The organism is Methylobacterium sp. 174MFSha1.1 (genome assembly GCF_900116815.1).
In the GTDB taxonomy this organism is placed as follows: domain Bacteria; phylum Pseudomonadota; class Alphaproteobacteria; order Rhizobiales; family Beijerinckiaceae; genus Methylobacterium.
In genome coordinates, this window is sequence record NZ_FPCB01000028.1 from 98,253 (window position 1) to 112,793 (window position 14,541).

Here is a 14,541-nt window from a genome sequence, read left to right on the forward strand (position 1 = left end):
AGGCGCATTCCAGGCAATTGACAATATGTTGTCGAGTGAGCATCGTGTTGTCGAACGAAGAGAGGTCCCGTGTCCCGGGTCGAGGCCGCCACCGCGCTGATCCTGGAGGTGTTTCGCCTCAACGGCGCCCTGCTCGCCGCCGGCGACGCGCTCACCCGCGACCTCGGCCTGACCAGCGCCCGCTGGCAGGTGCTCGGCGCCGTCGCCCTGGCGGGGCGGCCGCTGACGATCGCGGGCGCGGCGCGGGCGATGGGGCTGACCCGGCAGGCGGTGCGGCGCCTGGTGACCGAGCTGGCGGGGGACGGGTTCGTGGCGCTCGCGCCCAATCCGGATCACCGGCGGGCCGCCCTGGTGGTGCTGACCGAGGCCGGCCGGCACGCCTATGCGGCGGCGCAGGAGCGCCAAGCCGCCTGGGCCGCCCGCGTGACGGAGGGATGCGAGTCCGACTCCCTCCGGGATGCCACGACCCTGCTCCGGCGCCTGCGCGCCGCGCTGGAGCGGGACGAGGAGAGCGGCGCCGCGGAGGCTTAAGTCATGAGCGATGTCGTGCTGATCAATTCCTTCGAGGTCGCCCCCGGGGACGAGGCGGAGGCCATCGCCTACTGGGAGCGTGCGGCCGACCACCTGCGCCGGCAGCCCGGCTTCGTCGAGACCAAGCTGCATCGCGCCGTCGTGCCGGGCGCCCGCTTCCTGCTGGTCAACGTGGCGACCTGGCGCTCGGCCGAGGCGTTCCGGGCGGCGACCGCCGACCCCGCCTTCCGGGCTCTAGTCGGGCCGGAAATGGGGCGCTTCCCGCACCATCCGGGCCTCTACGAGGTGATCCGCACCTGACGACGGAGTAGCATCACGGGTTGTGCCGCCCCATCTGAGGCGGAACCGGTTCCGACCGTCGCGGAGTCTCTCGTCATGGCCAACCATCCGACCCTCGATGCCGAGCTCGTCGTCTGGTGGGAGTGCGAGGCCGAGCGGCTGGAGAGCCTCGCCGCTTCCGCCCGTTTCGGCTTCACGCGCAACCACTACGCCCGCAAGGCCGCGGCGGCCCGGGCGCGGGCCCAGGTGAGCCGCCTGCGCGAGCAGGCCCGCGCCGGCGAGAGGCCGGCCACCGCCTGATCGGTGAGACGATCGGCGCGGGCCCGAGGGTTCGCGCTTACGCGATCGTCACGACGACCCGACCGCGGGTGCGCCCGGCGAGGATCTCGGGCCCGCGTTCGATCACCTCGGCGAGCGGCACGGTGGTGGTCATCGCCGACAGGGCGGCAGGATCGAGGTCGCGGGCGAGCCGGGCCCAGGCCTCGCGGCGCAGGGAGAGCGGCGCCATGACGCTCTCGATGCCGTAGAGCGCGACTCCGCGCAGGATGAACGGCGCCACCGAGGTCGGCAGGTCCATGCCGCCGGCGAGCCCGCAGGCCGCGACGGCGCCGCCGTACTTGGTCATCGCGAGGGCGTTGGCGAGGGTCGTCGAACCGACCGCGTCGATCGCGGCGGCCCAGCGCTCCTTCCCCAGGGGCTTGCCCGGCTGGCTCAGCTCGGCCCGATCGATGATCTCGGCCGCGCCGAGGCCGCGCAGGTACCCCGCCTCCTCGTCGGCCCGTCCGGTCGAGGCGATGACGTGCCAGCCGGCCCGCGCCAGGAGCGAGATCGCCACCGAGCCGACGCCACCGGCGGCCCCCGTCACCAGGGCCGGGCCGGATTCCGGCGTGAGGCCGTGGCGCTCCAGCGCCAGCACGGCCAGCATCGCGGTGTAGCCGGCGGTACCGACCGCCATCGCCTGCTCGGGGGTGAGGTTGGCCGGCAGCGCCACCAGCCAGTCGCCCTTGACCCGCGACTTCTCCGCGTAGGCGCCGAGATGGGTCTCGCCGGTGCCCCAGCCGTTGAGCACCACGGCGTCGCCGGGCTTCCAGTCCGGGTGGGAGGAGGTCTCGACCACGCCGGCGAAGTCGATGCCGGGAATCATCGGCCAGCGCCGCACCACCGGGGCCTTGCCGGTCAGCGCCAGCCCGTCCTTGTAGTTCAGGGTGGAGTGGGTGACCCGGACGGTGACGTCGCCGTCCATCAGTTCGGACTCGTCGACATCCTTGAGCGCGACGCGTTGCCCGCCCTCGCCCTTCTCGATCACCACCGCCTTGAAGGTGCCCACGCTCCGCCTCCCTGATCGCGCGCGGCGCTCCAGCCGCGTTCGCCGTGCTCAGGGTTCTGGTGCGCGAGTGCCGCCGCGGCAAGGCCGGGGGCTTCAGCGAAGCGGCCCGGGTGCGAGCCCGGGCCGCGCGTTCGGCTCAGTAGCCGTCGTAGATGCTGCCGCCGCCGAAGACGAGGCCGGTCCCGGCGCCGACCGCCGCGCCGGCGAGCCCGACGCCCGCTCCCGCGAGGCCGAGCCCCGCGCCGACGATCCCGCCCGGGGCCGGACCGGCGCCGTAGCCGCCGCCATTCGCCGGCACCCAGCCCGAGCGGCCGGGCTCGACCAGGACGCGGCGCTGGTAGGAGGCGTAGGCCGGCGGGATCACCTGCGGCACCACCTGGGCCGGGCGCACCAGCACGCGGCGGGTCTGGGTGGCGTAGCGGGCGGGAATCGTGACCCAGCAGCCGACAGTCTGGCCGTAGGCGTCGACGGAGGTCTGCCACACCCGGCGGGCCGGCGCGACCAGCACCTGCTCGGAGACGGTGTCGTAGACCGGCGGCACGACGTGGCTCACCGTGCGCGGCGGGCGCACCATCACCTGCTCGGACACCGTGCCGTAGACCGGCGGGGTCGCGACGTGGCGGTAGCAATCGGTGGTGCAGCCGTAGCCGCCGGCGACGGCCGGGGCGGCGAAGAGCAGGCCCGCCGCGAGGGCGGTCGCGGCGGTGGCGCGGGTGGTGGCACGGGTGACCCGGGCGGTCATGGTCAGGCTTCCTCGAGGGGCGGTGAAAGGGTCGGCGCGGGGCTCGCCAGCGCCACGCTTGCCCATGAGAGAAGCCGCTCGAACGCCCTCCAGGCAAGCCGAAACCCGGAAGAGGGTAAAATTGCCCTCGGGATTTACTACGTATTTCGGCGAAATGCGGAGGGATTCGCGCAAGCCTGAGAGTCGATCGGTCGGCGGGACTCGGGAACCTTCGAATTGTCCTTGGCCGATAGTGTCGGCGTAAACCATAAGCCCGGGCTCGGACCGGTCACGCGCACGACTGCGGCACGACTCTCCGTCGACACGGCATCGTCCCGTGGCGCGACGGGACAGGACGCGGCCGCCCGACCAAGTTGCGCAGAGCCCAAGTTGCGCAGAGCTCAAGTCGCGCAGAGGGGAAGACTGGTCATCCCGCTCCCCCGTTCCAGACCCGGAACCGGCCTGCACGCCGCGAGCGTCTACGGGAGGAGATTCGAGATCAGGGCACGCGAGCATTGGACAGAATCGGCCGAGCAGGCTCCGAGAGCCTGTTTGACCGACCGATAGTCTCGCCCTGATCACAACCACATCTTGCGATCGACTTTGGCCACGTACGCGTCCTATGGCGTCCAAAGGCAAAGCCGATTCGTTACGGCAGCGAGGATGTTCCCCGGTGAGTGACTGCTCGGCAGGTCCGATGGGGACTTTCGCCATGTCCCATCGACGAGGCGAGAGTGCGAAAATCCCTCGGCGCGTCCAGCCTCGCCTGGGGAGACCGTCGACAGGCACTGGCCGATTGGCCGAAGTCGAGCTCAGAAGTCGGAGCCTCCGGGACACCCGGAGCGGTTCATTCTGGACGGAAGGCCATACGCCCGCGACGGCGCCGGTCGCCCTCTCCGCGGGAGACCAACCTCGCTTCGCGGGAAAAGGCCGGGCGAGACAGCGGTCTCGCCCGCACCGGGATCTCAGCGCGTCGCCCAGCGCAAGCCAGCGGCCACCGGGGCGGCCGGTGCCGCGGTGCTCGGCGCCGCCAGGCTCGGCACCGGCACCGTCGCGCTCGCCCCGGCCCTGGCGTGCCGGTAGAGGCCGCGATGCTCGGGGTCCGGCATCAGCGATTCGGTGATGCCGATCACCGTCTCGGCGGCGCCGAGCAGCACCGCACCGTCGGGGGCGAGCTGGTCGGCGATGCGGCGCAGCACGTCGGCCTTGGTCACCGTGTCGAAGTAGATCAGCACGTTGCGGCAATAGACGATGTCGAAGGTGCCGAGCTGCTCGAACGGCTGCAGCAGGTTCAGCGGGCGGAAATCGACCATCTGGCGCAGGGATTCCGCGATGCGCCACTGCTCGCCCACCTGGGTGAAGTGCTTGAGCATCAGCTGCACCGGCAGGCCGCGCTGGACCTCGAACTGGTTGTACAGGCCGAGCCTGGCCTTCTCCAGCACCTCGGTCGAGAGGTCGGTGGCGACGATCTCGACCCGCCAGCCGGCGAGCCGGGGGGCCGCCTCCGCGAGCAGCATCGCCAGCGAGTACGGCTCCTGGCCGGTGGAGGCGGCGGCGCACCAGATCCGCAGGCGGCGCTGGTTGGCCCGGGCCGCCAGCGCTCCGGGCAGCAGCACGTCGCGAAACAGGTCGAACGGCGTGCGGTCGCGAAAGAAGAAGGTCTCGTTGGTGGTCATCGCCTCGACCACCGCCCGCTCGATGGCGCCGTCGCGGGCGAGCCGCAGGCAGCCGATCAGCTCGGTCAGCCCGGCGAGGTTGAAGCGCCGGCAGACCGGCGACAGGCGGCTCTCGACTAGGTAGCGCTTCTCCGCCGTGAGGGCGAGGCCGGAGCGCTGCTTGAGGTAGAGGCGGAGGAAGTCGAACTCGGTTTCGGTCATCGGCGCGGCATCCTCCCCCGGATCCGTGGCAGGATATCCATCAGTGACCGCCGATGGCGGTGCGGAGCGCCGGGCCGATCGCCGGCAGCGGCAGGATCTCGTGGGCGTAGCCGGCCTTCACCAGGCTGCCGGGCATGCCCCAGACCGTCGAGGTCGCCTCGTCCTGGGCGAGCATGACCCCGCCGGCATCGACCAGGGCCTTGGCGCCCTTGGTGCCGTCCGATCCCATGCCGGTGAGGATCACCGACAGGGTGGCGGCGCCGTAGACCTCGGCCGCATCGCGGAACATCACGTCGACCGCCGGGCGGCAGAAATTGACCGGCGGCCCGTCGTTGAGCTGGATCACCGCCTCGGCGGCGGTGCCGGTGAGCCCCATGTGGCGCCCGCCGGGGGCGACGTAGACGACGCCCGGGCGCACCGGCTCGCCGTGCTTGGCCTCCGCCGCCGGCAGGCCGATCCGGGCGCCGAGATGCTCGGCGAAGACCGCGGTGAAGACCGGCGGCATGTGCTGGACGATCAGGACCGGCACGCGCCGCAGGGTCGCGGCACCGATTCCCTCCAGCACCTCCCCCACCGCCCGAGGACCACCGGTCGAGGAGCCGATGAGCAGGCAGCGCGGCGGGCTGGTGCGTAAGGGGCGCGGGCGCACGCTCACCGGCGCGGCAATCGTCGCCGGGCGCGGCGCCGGTGCCGGGACGGCGGCCGGGCGCTCGGGCAGCCCGACCGGGCCGGGCCGCTCGGGGAACGCCGCGGGCCGGGCGCGGGGCCGGTTGCGCAGGTCGGCCCCGAGCATCCGGATCTTCTGGACGAGGTCCTCGCGAAAGCTCGCCTGGGTGGTGACGCCGCGGTTGCCCTCGGGCTTCGGCAGGTAGTCGATCGCCCCGAGTGCCAGGCAGCGCAGCGAGATCTCCGCGTTGCGCTGGGTCAGGGTCGACATCATCACGACCTGGAGCCCGGGGCGCTTGGCCAGCATCCGGGGCAGCGCCTGGGTGCCGTCGAGCTCCGGCATCTCGATGTCGAGGAGCACGATGTCGGGCTGGACCCGGTCGAGGGCGTCCAGCGCGATGCGGCCGTTCGAGGCGGTGCCGACGACCTCGCAGCCGGCCTCTTCGAGCCAGCGCGAGACGAGGCCGCGGACCACGACGGAATCGTCGGCCACGAGGACGCGGATGCGGGGACCGGCGCTGGCTGATGGGGTGGAGGGCGCGGCGGATGCGGCCATGGCGTTTCTCGGTGGGCGCGCCGCGGGGCGGCCGGGGAATCGGGCCCCGGTCGCGAAACCGGGGCGTCTCGGGGCATCTCGGGTCCGTCGTGCGGCCGGCCTTCCGGCGAGACCCGCTTTGCCGCGGGCCTCGGGCGAGAGGCCCGCGGCGCGGTGAGCCTCTCAGGCGAGGCCCACCGCCTGGAGCTTGGCGGTCATGATGTCCTTGTCGAAGGGCTTCATGATGTATTCGTCGGCGCCGGCCTGGAGCGCGCGGGCGATCGACGCGACGTCGTTCTCGATGGTGCAGAACAGCACCTTCGGGTGGTCGCCCTCGGGCAGCCGGCGCAGGGCGCGCAGGACGTCGTAGCCGTCCATGTGCGGCATGTTCCAGTCGAGCAGGACGGCATCCGGCATGGCGGAGCGGCACTGCTCGACCGCCTCGCGGCCGTCCTCGGCCTCCGCGACCCGGAAGCCGAGGCCCTCGATGATCCGGCGCGCCACCTTGCGGATCACCGCCGAGTCGTCGACGATCAGGAAGGTTCTCATCCGGCCGCCCCCGGGGATCACGCCGCGCTGGCCGCTTGGCGCTCGTCGCCGAAGGCGAGGACCGCCTCGACGTCGAGGATCATCAGCAGGCGGCCGTCGAGGCGGTGCACCCCGCGGGAGACCGCGCGCCAGCGGTTGTGGAGATGGACCGGGTTCGGCTCGTAGGTGTCGGCCGAGAGCTTCATCACCTCCCCGACCTGGTCGACGAGCAGGCCGTAGGCCTCGCCGCCATGCTCCAGGCCCACCGCCATGTTGCGGCCGTCGCCGGTGCGGTCGGGCAGGCCGAGGCGGCGGCGCAGGCAGAGCGCCGTGACGACGCGGCCGCGCAGGTTGAGCAGGCCCTTGATCTCCGGCGGCGCCAGCGGGACGTCGGTGAGGTTGGTGGCGATGAAGACGTCGTGCACCCGGTCGATCGGCAGGCCGAACAGCTCGTCGCCGAGGAGCACGGTCACGTAATCGGTGGTCTCGCCGGTGGAGGGCGCGGTCGTGCCGGCGGTGTTGGTGTTGGCGGCCATCATGGGCGGGGCTCGGGCGTGGGAGGAAGGTCGGTCCGGACGCGGACAGGCGCGCCCGGACGATCGCGTCAGCGGATCAGGCCGCGGCGTCGAGGGGGGTGCTGGTGATCTCGTTCACCGCCGCCACGAGGCCGGAGCGGTCGAACTTCGCCACGCAATCGGCGACGCCCAGCGCCCGCGCCCGGGCGAGCGAATCCGGCGCCATCGTGCCGGCGAGCGCCACCACCGGCATCGCGGCGAGCCGGCCGCCGCTCTTGCGCATCGCCTCGATCAGGTCGAACCCTGAGCGGCCCGGCATCTCGAGGTCGCAGACCACGAGGTCGAGCTTCGCCTCGCCGCCGAGATGGCGCATGGCCTCCTCGGCATCGGCGGCCTGCGTCACGCGGAAGCCGGCCGCCTTGAGCACCGGGGTCAGCATCTCGCGGAAGAAGGCCGAGTCGTCGACGAGGAGCAGGCTCGGCGCCTTCGGCACCGCGCGGTGCGCCGCCTGGCCCCAATCGTCGTGGGCGAGCGGCAGGTAATGGGCGATGTTGACGATCTCGGTCGCCCGGTTGCGCACCACCGCCGAGCCGATCAGGTCGGAGCGCTCGGTGACCAGTTCGACGTCCAGCACCTCGTCGACGATGTCGACGATCTCGTCGACCACGAGGCCCATCGAGCGCTCGCCGTCGGAGAACACCACCAGGGCCTGGGCGCCCTCGCGCTTGAGCGCCTGCGAGGGATCGGCCGGGACGAGGGGCATCAGGCGGCCGCGATACTGGATCAGCGGGCGTCCGCCGACCCACTCGATCTTGGCCGCGTCGATCTCCTCGAGGCGCGTGACCAGGGAGAGGGGCACGGCCTTCAGCGAGTCGCCGCCGCCCTTGAACACCAGGAGCGTCACCGCCTGATCGGCCCCGCTCTCGTCGCCCTCGGCCTCCGCCTCGACCTCGCCGGGCTGGCCGCTCGCCGTGCCCGAGCCGACCATCTTGGCGACGCCGTTCGGGTCGATGATCAGCACCACCGCGCCGTCGCCGAGGATGGTGTTGCCCGAGAAGAGCGGGATGTGCCGCAGCTTCGAGGACATCGGCTTCACGACGATCTCCTCCGTGTGGAAGACGCCGTCGACCAGGATGCCGAAGCGCTGGCGCCCGACCTGGCTCACCACCACGAAGCCCACATCGGTCGAGGCCGGGGCGTCGGGCGCGTCGAGGCCGAGCATCGCCGCGACCGGCACGATCGGCAGCAGGCGGTCGCGCAGGCGCAGGACCGGCGAGCCGTTGATCCGCTCGACCGTGTGGTCGGTGCCGGGCTGCACCCGCACCAGTTCGAGGACCGAGACCTGCGGGATCGCGAAGCGCTGCTCGCGGGCCGACACGATCAGCGCCGCCACGATGGCGAGGGTCAGCGGGATCTTGATCGTGAAGGTGGTGCCGCGGCCGAGCTGGGTCTGGATGTCGATCGTGCCGCCGATCAGCTCGATATTGGTCTTCACCACGTCCATGCCGACGCCGCGGCCCGAGACCGAGGTGACCGCCTTGGCGGTGGAGAAGCCGGCGTGGAAGATGAACTTCGCCACCTGGGCGTCGGTCATCCGCTCGACCTCGGCCTCCGTGGCGACGCCGCGCTCGACCGCCTTGCGGCGGATCGCCGAGAGGTCGAGGCCCTTGCCGTCGTCGGCGATCTCGATCGTGATCGTGCCGCCCTCGTGGAAGGCGTTGAGGCGGATCGTGCCCTTGTCGGGCTTGCCGGCAGCCTTGCGCTCGGCGCCCGACTCGATGCCGTGATCGGCCGAGTTGCGCACCATGTGGGTGAGCGGGTCCTTGATGACCTCGAGGACCTGGCGGTCGAGCTCGGTCTCGGCGCCCTGCATCACCAGGTCGATCTTCTTGCCGAGTTCCGACGAGAGATCGCGCACCACCCGCGGCAGCTTCTGCCAGGCCGACCCGATCGGCTGCATGCGGGTCTTCATCACCCCTTCCTGCAGCTCGGCGGTGACGTGGGACAGGCGCTGCAGCGGCACCTTGTAGTTGCCGTCCTCGTGCCGGCGGGCGATCTCGAGCAGCTGGTTGCGGGTCAGCACCAGCTCCGAGACCATCGTCATCAGGTGCTCGAGGGTGTCGACGTTCACCCGGATCGTCTGCACCTTGCTGACCGGGCCGCCCTCGGCCTCGGCGGCCGCGGGCTCGGCCCGCGCGGGATCGGCCCGGCGGGGCTCGGGCGCCGGCGCGGCGGCCTCCTGACGGACCGGCTCCAGACGAACGGGCTCCTGCCGAACGGGCTCCTGGCGAACGGGTTCGGGACGGGCGGCCTCCTGACGGACGGGCTCGGGGGCCGGCATCGGCGCGGGAGCCTCGACCTCGACCTCGGTGTCGCGGAAGGCGCGCTCGAGATCGTCGAGGGAGACCTCGCCGGGCTTGAGCGCCCGCTCCAGCACCTGCAGCACCAGGGTGCCGGAGGCCGACGGGGGGGCGACGGGCACCGGCTCGGGCTCCGGGATCGGCCCCTCGGACATGCGGTCGAGGGCACCGATCAGGTCTTCGTCGACCCCGGCCGGCTCGCCGCCGGTGCGCTCCAGCTCGGCCAGGATCAGCTTGATCCGGTCGAGGGTCTGCAGGATCAGGCTGACGGCCGGGCTCGTCACCGGCATCCCGTCGCGGAACTTGCCCATCAGGGTCTCGGCGGCGTGCGCCAGCGCCTCGAGGCGCGGCAGGCCGAGGAACCCGCAGGTGCCCTTGATGGTGTGCACCAGCCGGAAGATATTCCGCAGGATCGTCTGGTTGTTGGGATCCTGCTCGAACCGGACGAGTTCGAGATCGACAGTGTCCAGGTGCTCCCCGGACTCCGTCAGGAACTCACGCAACAAATCGTCCATCGCAGCCACTCGTCGATCCACGCAGGATCTCTGCGCAGTCTCTACGCTGCCATGGGAGCCTTTATGATCCGTTGCCGGAAATCCTCACACTGGCCGGGTCCCGGTCGTCGTTCGCACAGGGATCGGGGAAAACCTCGGGGCGCGGGCGGGGAGACGCCCCACCCCGGGTTCCACCGCGGGGTTAGATGCCGTTACCGTCGCCGCCGACCTGGGGCTCGACCTCGGGCTCGGCCGGGGCCACGGGCTCGGCCCGGATCGTGACCGTGTCGCCCTCGATCGAGAACCGCACGCCCATCTCGGCGGCCCGGGCGACCAGGCCGGCATAGAACGGCTGGATCGCGTGCGCGTCGACGGTGCCGCCCGCCGGCGTGCCGGCGATCAGCGCCTCGACATGGGGCGGGATGCGGGCATAGGCGCCCTTGGCAGTCAGGACGAAGAGCGGCGCCTCGGCCTCGCCGGTGACCTTGACGTCGATCACGCCGCCGCGGGGGATCGCCGTGACGGCGATGACCACGAGGTTCAGGAGCAGCTTGACCTTGTTCTTCGGAAACAGCGCGCGGGGCGCGCTCCAGGAGAGCTGGGTCTTCTCGTCGCCGAACATGCCGCGGGAGACGTTTTCGGCATCGGCGAGGTCGATGCTGGCCCCGGCCGAGCCCGCCGCCCCGAAGGCGATGCGGGCGAATTGCAGGCGGGCCGAGGCCTGCCGGGCGCTCTTGCGGATCAGGTCGAGGGCGAAGTCGCGCATCTCGGCGCTGTCCTCGTCCTCCAGCACCTCGAGGCCGTTCACGATGGCGCCGACGGGGCTGATGACGTCGTGGCAGACCCGCGAGCAGAGCAGCGCCGAGAGGTCGAGGGCGTCGAGGGTGACGGTGGTCATGGGGTGCGCTCCGCGGGGCCGGCCAATGGTGTCGAGGTCGCGGCGGCTCCCGCCACGGTTTGCCGGCACGGATAGCCGTCGCGCGGCAATTTGAAAAGGCGAACGGCGCGTCGTCGCACGCACGGATCGATCGACAAACCCGCCGGCGCCGGGCATGACGGAGGCATGACATCCGCGCTCACGATGCCAGCCCTCTCCTTCGACCGCCCGCCCGCGCCGCCCGAGCGCGACGCCATCGCGGGCGGGCTCGCCGGGATCGCCGCGGCGGCCGGCGTGATCCTGCGGCGCTTCGAACTCGGCGGCTGCCGCCATCACCTCAAGGCGGACGGCTCGCCGACGAGCCAGGCGGACCTCGCGGCCGAGGCGCAGATCGTCGCGGCGCTCAACCAGATTTGGCCCGGCATCCCGGTGATCGCCGAGGAGACCGCCGCCGAGGCCGCCCCGGCCGCCCTGTTCTTCCTCGTCGATCCCCTCGACGGCACCAAGGACTTCCTGAAGGGCACCGGCGAGTACACGGTCAACATCGCGCTCGTCGCCGGCGAGCGGCCGGTCGCGGCGGCGCTCGCCGCCCCCGCCCTCGGGCGGGTCTGGGCCGCCGGGGACCACGCCGTCGAGGCGCCGATCGTCGAGGGGGTGCCGGGCGCCTTCCGGCCGGTCGCTTCGCGGCCCGTCCCGGCGGAGGGGATGACCGCCCTGGTCAGCCGCAGCCACGGCGAGGCGGCGGACGAGGCCTGCCTCGCCGCACTGCCGATCGGCGCGCGGCGCGGGGTTTCGTCGGCCCTCAAGTTCGGGCTCATCGCCTGCGGCGAGGGCGACGTCTACGTCCGCTGCGGCCCGACCATGGAGTGGGACACGGCCGCGGGCGACCACATCCTGACCCGGGCCGGCGGCTGCCTCGTCGGTCCGGACGGCCGGCCCCTCGGTTACGGCCGCCGGCCGGGCCAATACCGCAACGGCCCGTTCGCGGCCTTCGGCGACCCGTCGCAGGCCGGCCGCGCGGTGCTGCCGACGGCTTGCCCGATGCGGGGATGAGCCGTCTGGTTCAGCCGCCGATCGCGGCCTCGGGCCGGAGCTCCGGCCAGCGCGCCTCCGCGGCGTCGATGAGCGTCATGCCGGTCCGCGCACGGCGCTCCGCATCCCGGAACAGGTAGAGCCGGTCGTCGCGCAGGGCCGCGACCAGAGGATCGGCCTCGACGAGCCGCCCGGCGGCCATGCCCTCCGGATCGAAGCCGCCGAGGCGCGGGGCATAGGCTTCCGGCGTCCGGGCGAAGGCGCCGCGATTCGACGCGGACGCGAAGCGCCAGACCAGGCCCGACCAGGTGAATTCGTGCGCCTCGGTGCCCGGCAGCGGCGCGGATCCGAGCCGGTAGGAGACCGGATCGAAGCCGCGCAGGGCGAGCGCTGTCAGGGGGTCGGCGGCGTAGAGGCCGGGCACGCCGAGCGGCGTCTCGCCGCGGGCCGGCAGGGCGTAGACGGCAGGCAGGATCGCCCCTGCGGGCAGAAGCGACAGCACGCCGCGCCGCGTTAACCGGATCTTACCCATATTCGCAGCATCTGTGGCATCCCGCCGCCCGTCCGCGCCGGCTCCCCTGGGCTCGACGCCCCGGGGACACCGGCAGAGACCACATTAAGCCGGGATGCCTAACGAATGCTCTCAGCCCCCTCCGCCGCTTCGGATCGAGAGAAGACCGGCGTCCCGCGCCGGCGCGCCCTCGCGGCCCTTCTCCTCGCCGCGCCCGCCCTGCTCGCCGCCCTGCCCGGTCCCGCCGCCGCGCAGGGGCGCGGCCCCGGCGACCCCGGCACCTTCCAGCCGCGGGAGATCATCGATTCGGGCCACCAGTTCTTCGGCTCGGTCTCGCGCGGCCTCGCCCTCACGGTGCAGGAGGCGACCCGGCGCTGGGGCGAGCCCAACGGCTACATCCTCGGCCAGGAGGCCTCCGGCGCGATCATCGGCGGCGTGCGCTTCGGCGAGGGCACGCTGTTCACCCGCAATGCCGGCCAGCGCAAGGTGTTCTGGCAGGGCCCCTCCCTCGGCTTCGACGTCGGCGGCGACGGCGCCCGCTCGATGATGCTGATCTACAACCTGCCGCGGGTGAACGCGCTCTACCGCCGCTTCGTCGGCATGGACGGCTCGGCCTACGTGGTCGGGGGGTTCGGCATGTCGGCGGTGACCGCCGACAACATCGTGGTCGTGCCGATCCGCGCCGGGGTCGGCGCGCGGTTCGGGATCAATGTCGGCTACCTCAAATTCACCGATTCGCCGACCTGGAACCCGTTCTGAAACGGGGTCCGAACGGAGCGTCCGGACCCCGCACGAGGGAACCGACCGCGTGTGGCCGCGCTAGTCCTGGCGCCCGTCCCGTGGCAGGGTCCCGCCGCGCCGCCCGCGCGTGGCCCCGATGCCGGTGCGCGGGGTGCGCCGACCGTATCCACCGTCCGCGCGGGATTCCCCGCCCGGACGCCGAGAGAGTATCGCCCGGGTGATCGAGTCCCTGATGTTCGCGGCGCTGGGGTTCCTCGCCGCCAGCCTGTGCGCCCTGCTGATCCTGCCGGCGCTCAACGCCCGGGCCGAGCGCCTGACGCGGCGGCGGCTCGAAGCGCTCTACCCGATGTCGATCGTCGAGCTGACCGCCGAGAAGGATCACCTGCGGGCCGAGTTCGCGGTGCGCGAGCGCCAGCTCGAGCGCCGGGTCGAGGAGGCGCAGGCCGCCCGCCGGGCCGAGATGGAGGAGATGGGCCGGCGCACCGTGCGCATCGGCACGCTCACCCAGGAGATCGAGCGCCGGGACGCGCATCTCGGCGAGATCGAGCGCGACCTCGCGGCGGCGCGCGGCAACCTCGCCCAAGTCCAGGGCGAGCTGGCCGAGGCCCGCACCGCCCGCGCCGCCGCCGAGGAGGCGATGCGGGCGCTGGAGGGCCCCTACCAGCGGGCGCTCGCCGAGCTCGCGTCGTTGCGCAACGAGATCGAGGCGAGCCGCAGCGGCCGGGCCGAGGCCGAGGCGGCGCGCGGCGTCGCCGAGGAGCGGGTCCGGGCGGCCCGCGGGCAGGTGGCCGCGGCGGGCGAGAGCGTCGCCAGCGCCGCCCGCGAGCAGATCCAGGCCCTCGAAGACGCGCTGGCCGACCTCAACACCCGCCACGCCGCCGAGATCGAGGCGGCCCGGGCCGAGATCGCGCGGCTGCACGCGGCCCTGCAGCAGTCCGCGCGGACGGCGTCCCCGCTCCCCACCGCCGAGATCGCGGCCCAGAACGCCGCCCTGGAACGCCGGATCGCCGAGGTGGCCGACGCCCTGATGAATCAGGGCCGGCCCGAGCCGCGCATGCCGCAGGCGACGCCTTTGCCGACGCCCGCCGCGGCGGGGTGACGCTTGAGGGTCGGGCGCAGGCAGGTCCGCTCGCGCGGGTGGCGGGTGGATGACCAAGGGTGAGGGCGCGGCGCCGTGTGCTCTGCGGCACATCGCTCCCGCCCGAAGCCTCGCAAAGCCGCACAGCATGAGGCTGGAAACGGCTTGGAAACACGTAACCGGGGCAAAATCGCGGGCGGTCAGGCTGGTGAGGTCTGCCTGACCAAGTCTGCGAGAGGTGGGATGGGTGGCCCGTGATCGGGGATGCCGAGGCGGTCGCCGAGGTAGCGGAAGAACGAGATTCCGAGCTTGGTGCAGGTCTTCATGAGACCCAGCAGCGCATCGCGGGCGGCCCGCCCAGCCACACTCATCGTGCCGCCCGAGATCCGCCGCTTGGTCACGCAGGCCCGGATGTCGTTCTCCGATCCATTGGTGTGCAGCGGGATGTCCGGCCGGTCCAGCACCCGCA

General features: G+C 72.6%; 15 protein-coding genes and 1 pseudogene. 6 read left to right on the forward strand and 10 right to left on the reverse strand.

Going from position 1 to position 14,541, the window contains the following annotated elements:
• The first annotated feature begins 69 nt into the window (after positions 1 to 69).
• From BM430_RS23300 to BM430_RS23310, 3 genes are all read left to right on the forward strand, one after another.
• The gene (locus tag BM430_RS23300; RefSeq protein ID WP_093569628.1) at positions 70 to 531 is read left to right on the forward strand and encodes a MarR family winged helix-turn-helix transcriptional regulator; all 462 of its coding nucleotides are present in this window, start codon (positions 70 to 72) and stop codon (positions 529 to 531) included.
• 3 nt (positions 532 to 534) lie between these two features.
• Positions 535 to 831 (forward strand): antibiotic biosynthesis monooxygenase family protein, encoded by a 297-nt coding sequence (locus BM430_RS23305; protein WP_093569629.1) that lies wholly within the window; start codon positions 535 to 537, stop codon positions 829 to 831.
• 75 nt (positions 832 to 906) lie between these two features.
• Positions 907 to 1,110, forward strand: a complete 204-nt coding sequence (locus tag BM430_RS23310; protein WP_093569630.1) for a hypothetical protein — start codon at positions 907 to 909, stop codon at positions 1,108 to 1,110.
• Positions 1,111 to 1,147: 37 nt separating this feature from the next.
• On the opposite strand, the gene BM430_RS23315 is transcribed toward BM430_RS23310, so the two are convergent.
• The 8 genes from BM430_RS23315 to BM430_RS23350 form a co-directional block, all read right to left on the reverse strand.
• On the reverse strand, positions 1,148 to 2,137 hold the full coding sequence (locus tag BM430_RS23315) for an acrylyl-CoA reductase (NADPH) (RefSeq protein ID WP_093569631.1): 990 nt from the start codon (positions 2,135 to 2,137) through the stop codon (positions 1,148 to 1,150).
• A 136-nt stretch (positions 2,138 to 2,273) separates the two neighbouring features.
• Positions 2,274 to 2,879, reverse strand: a complete 606-nt coding sequence (locus tag BM430_RS23320; protein ID WP_093569632.1) for a hypothetical protein — start codon at positions 2,877 to 2,879, stop codon at positions 2,274 to 2,276.
• A 944-nt stretch (positions 2,880 to 3,823) separates the two neighbouring features.
• Positions 3,824 to 4,735, reverse strand: coding sequence for a CheR family methyltransferase (locus BM430_RS23325; protein ID WP_093569633.1), 912 nt, complete (start codon positions 4,733 to 4,735; stop codon positions 3,824 to 3,826).
• A 40-nt stretch (positions 4,736 to 4,775) separates the two neighbouring features.
• Complete coding sequence (locus tag BM430_RS23330; RefSeq protein ID WP_093569634.1) at positions 4,776 to 5,957, reverse strand: protein-glutamate methylesterase/protein-glutamine glutaminase; 1,182 nt, start codon at positions 5,955 to 5,957, stop codon at positions 4,776 to 4,778.
• Positions 5,958 to 6,119: 162 nt separating this feature from the next.
• Positions 6,120 to 6,485: a response regulator gene (locus BM430_RS23335; RefSeq protein ID WP_093569648.1), complete on the reverse strand. Its 366-nt coding sequence runs from the start codon at positions 6,483 to 6,485 to the stop codon at positions 6,120 to 6,122.
• Between the two features lie 17 nt (positions 6,486 to 6,502).
• The gene (locus tag BM430_RS23340; protein ID WP_093569635.1) at positions 6,503 to 7,003 is read right to left on the reverse strand and encodes a chemotaxis protein CheW; all 501 of its coding nucleotides are present in this window, start codon (positions 7,001 to 7,003) and stop codon (positions 6,503 to 6,505) included.
• Positions 7,004 to 7,076: 73 nt separating this feature from the next.
• Positions 7,077 to 9,854, reverse strand: a complete 2,778-nt coding sequence (locus BM430_RS23345) for a hybrid sensor histidine kinase/response regulator (protein ID WP_093569636.1) — start codon at positions 9,852 to 9,854, stop codon at positions 7,077 to 7,079.
• 181 nt (positions 9,855 to 10,035) lie between these two features.
• Positions 10,036 to 10,731, reverse strand: coding sequence for a histidine phosphotransferase ChpT (locus tag BM430_RS23350; RefSeq protein WP_093569637.1), 696 nt, complete (start codon positions 10,729 to 10,731; stop codon positions 10,036 to 10,038).
• 165 nt (positions 10,732 to 10,896) lie between these two features.
• On the opposite strand from BM430_RS23350, the gene BM430_RS23355 reads away from it, so the two are divergent.
• The gene (locus tag BM430_RS23355) at positions 10,897 to 11,763 is read left to right on the forward strand and encodes a 3'(2'),5'-bisphosphate nucleotidase CysQ family protein (protein ID WP_244539631.1); all 867 of its coding nucleotides are present in this window, start codon (positions 10,897 to 10,899) and stop codon (positions 11,761 to 11,763) included.
• 10 nt (positions 11,764 to 11,773) lie between these two features.
• Here the strand turns inward: BM430_RS23355 and BM430_RS23360 are convergent, their stop codons facing one another.
• On the reverse strand, positions 11,774 to 12,274 hold the full coding sequence (locus BM430_RS23360) for a YHS domain-containing (seleno)protein (protein WP_093569638.1): 501 nt from the start codon (positions 12,272 to 12,274) through the stop codon (positions 11,774 to 11,776).
• A gap of 105 nt (positions 12,275 to 12,379) precedes the next feature.
• Between BM430_RS23360 and BM430_RS23365 the strand changes: the two genes are divergently transcribed.
• Both BM430_RS23365 and BM430_RS23370 read left to right on the forward strand, forming a co-directional pair.
• Positions 12,380 to 13,012 (forward strand): DUF1134 domain-containing protein, encoded by a 633-nt coding sequence (locus tag BM430_RS23365; RefSeq protein ID WP_093569639.1) that lies wholly within the window; start codon positions 12,380 to 12,382, stop codon positions 13,010 to 13,012.
• Positions 13,013 to 13,211: 199 nt separating this feature from the next.
• Complete coding sequence (locus BM430_RS23370; RefSeq protein ID WP_093569640.1) at positions 13,212 to 14,093, forward strand: hypothetical protein; 882 nt, start codon at positions 13,212 to 13,214, stop codon at positions 14,091 to 14,093.
• 179 nt (positions 14,094 to 14,272) lie between these two features.
• On the opposite strand, the pseudogene BM430_RS23375 reads toward BM430_RS23370, so the two are convergent.
• Positions 14,273 to 14,541: pseudogene (locus BM430_RS23375) on the reverse strand (hypothetical protein); the annotation flags it as partial.

Excerpts from the sequence above, each read along its gene's own strand:
- BM430_RS23305 (WP_093569629.1), top strand. The coding sequence starts at position 535 with ATGAGCGATGTCGTGCTGATCAATTCCTTCGAGGTCGCCCCCGGGGAC.
- BM430_RS23310 (WP_093569630.1), top strand. The coding sequence starts at position 907 with ATGGCCAACCATCCGACCCTCGATGCCGAGCTCGTCGTCTGGTGGGAG.
- BM430_RS23320 (WP_093569632.1), bottom strand. The coding sequence starts at position 2,879 with ATGACCGCCCGGGTCACCCGTGCCACCACCCGCGCCACCGCCGCGACC.
- BM430_RS23325 (WP_093569633.1), bottom strand. The coding sequence starts at position 4,735 with ATGACCGAAACCGAGTTCGACTTCCTCCGCCTCTACCTCAAGCAGCGC.
- BM430_RS23330 (WP_093569634.1), bottom strand. The coding sequence starts at position 5,957 with ATGGCCGCATCCGCCGCGCCCTCCACCCCATCAGCCAGCGCCGGTCCC.
- BM430_RS23335 (WP_093569648.1), bottom strand. The coding sequence starts at position 6,485 with ATGAGAACCTTCCTGATCGTCGACGACTCGGCGGTGATCCGCAAGGTG.
- BM430_RS23340 (WP_093569635.1), bottom strand. The coding sequence starts at position 7,003 with ATGATGGCCGCCAACACCAACACCGCCGGCACGACCGCGCCCTCCACC.
- BM430_RS23345 (WP_093569636.1), bottom strand. The coding sequence starts at position 9,854 with ATGGACGATTTGTTGCGTGAGTTCCTGACGGAGTCCGGGGAGCACCTG.
- BM430_RS23350 (WP_093569637.1), bottom strand. The coding sequence starts at position 10,731 with ATGACCACCGTCACCCTCGACGCCCTCGACCTCTCGGCGCTGCTCTGC.
- BM430_RS23355 (WP_244539631.1), top strand. The coding sequence starts at position 10,897 with ATGACATCCGCGCTCACGATGCCAGCCCTCTCCTTCGACCGCCCGCCC.
- BM430_RS23360 (WP_093569638.1), bottom strand. The coding sequence starts at position 12,274 with ATGGGTAAGATCCGGTTAACGCGGCGCGGCGTGCTGTCGCTTCTGCCC.
- BM430_RS23365 (WP_093569639.1), top strand. The coding sequence starts at position 12,380 with ATGCTCTCAGCCCCCTCCGCCGCTTCGGATCGAGAGAAGACCGGCGTC.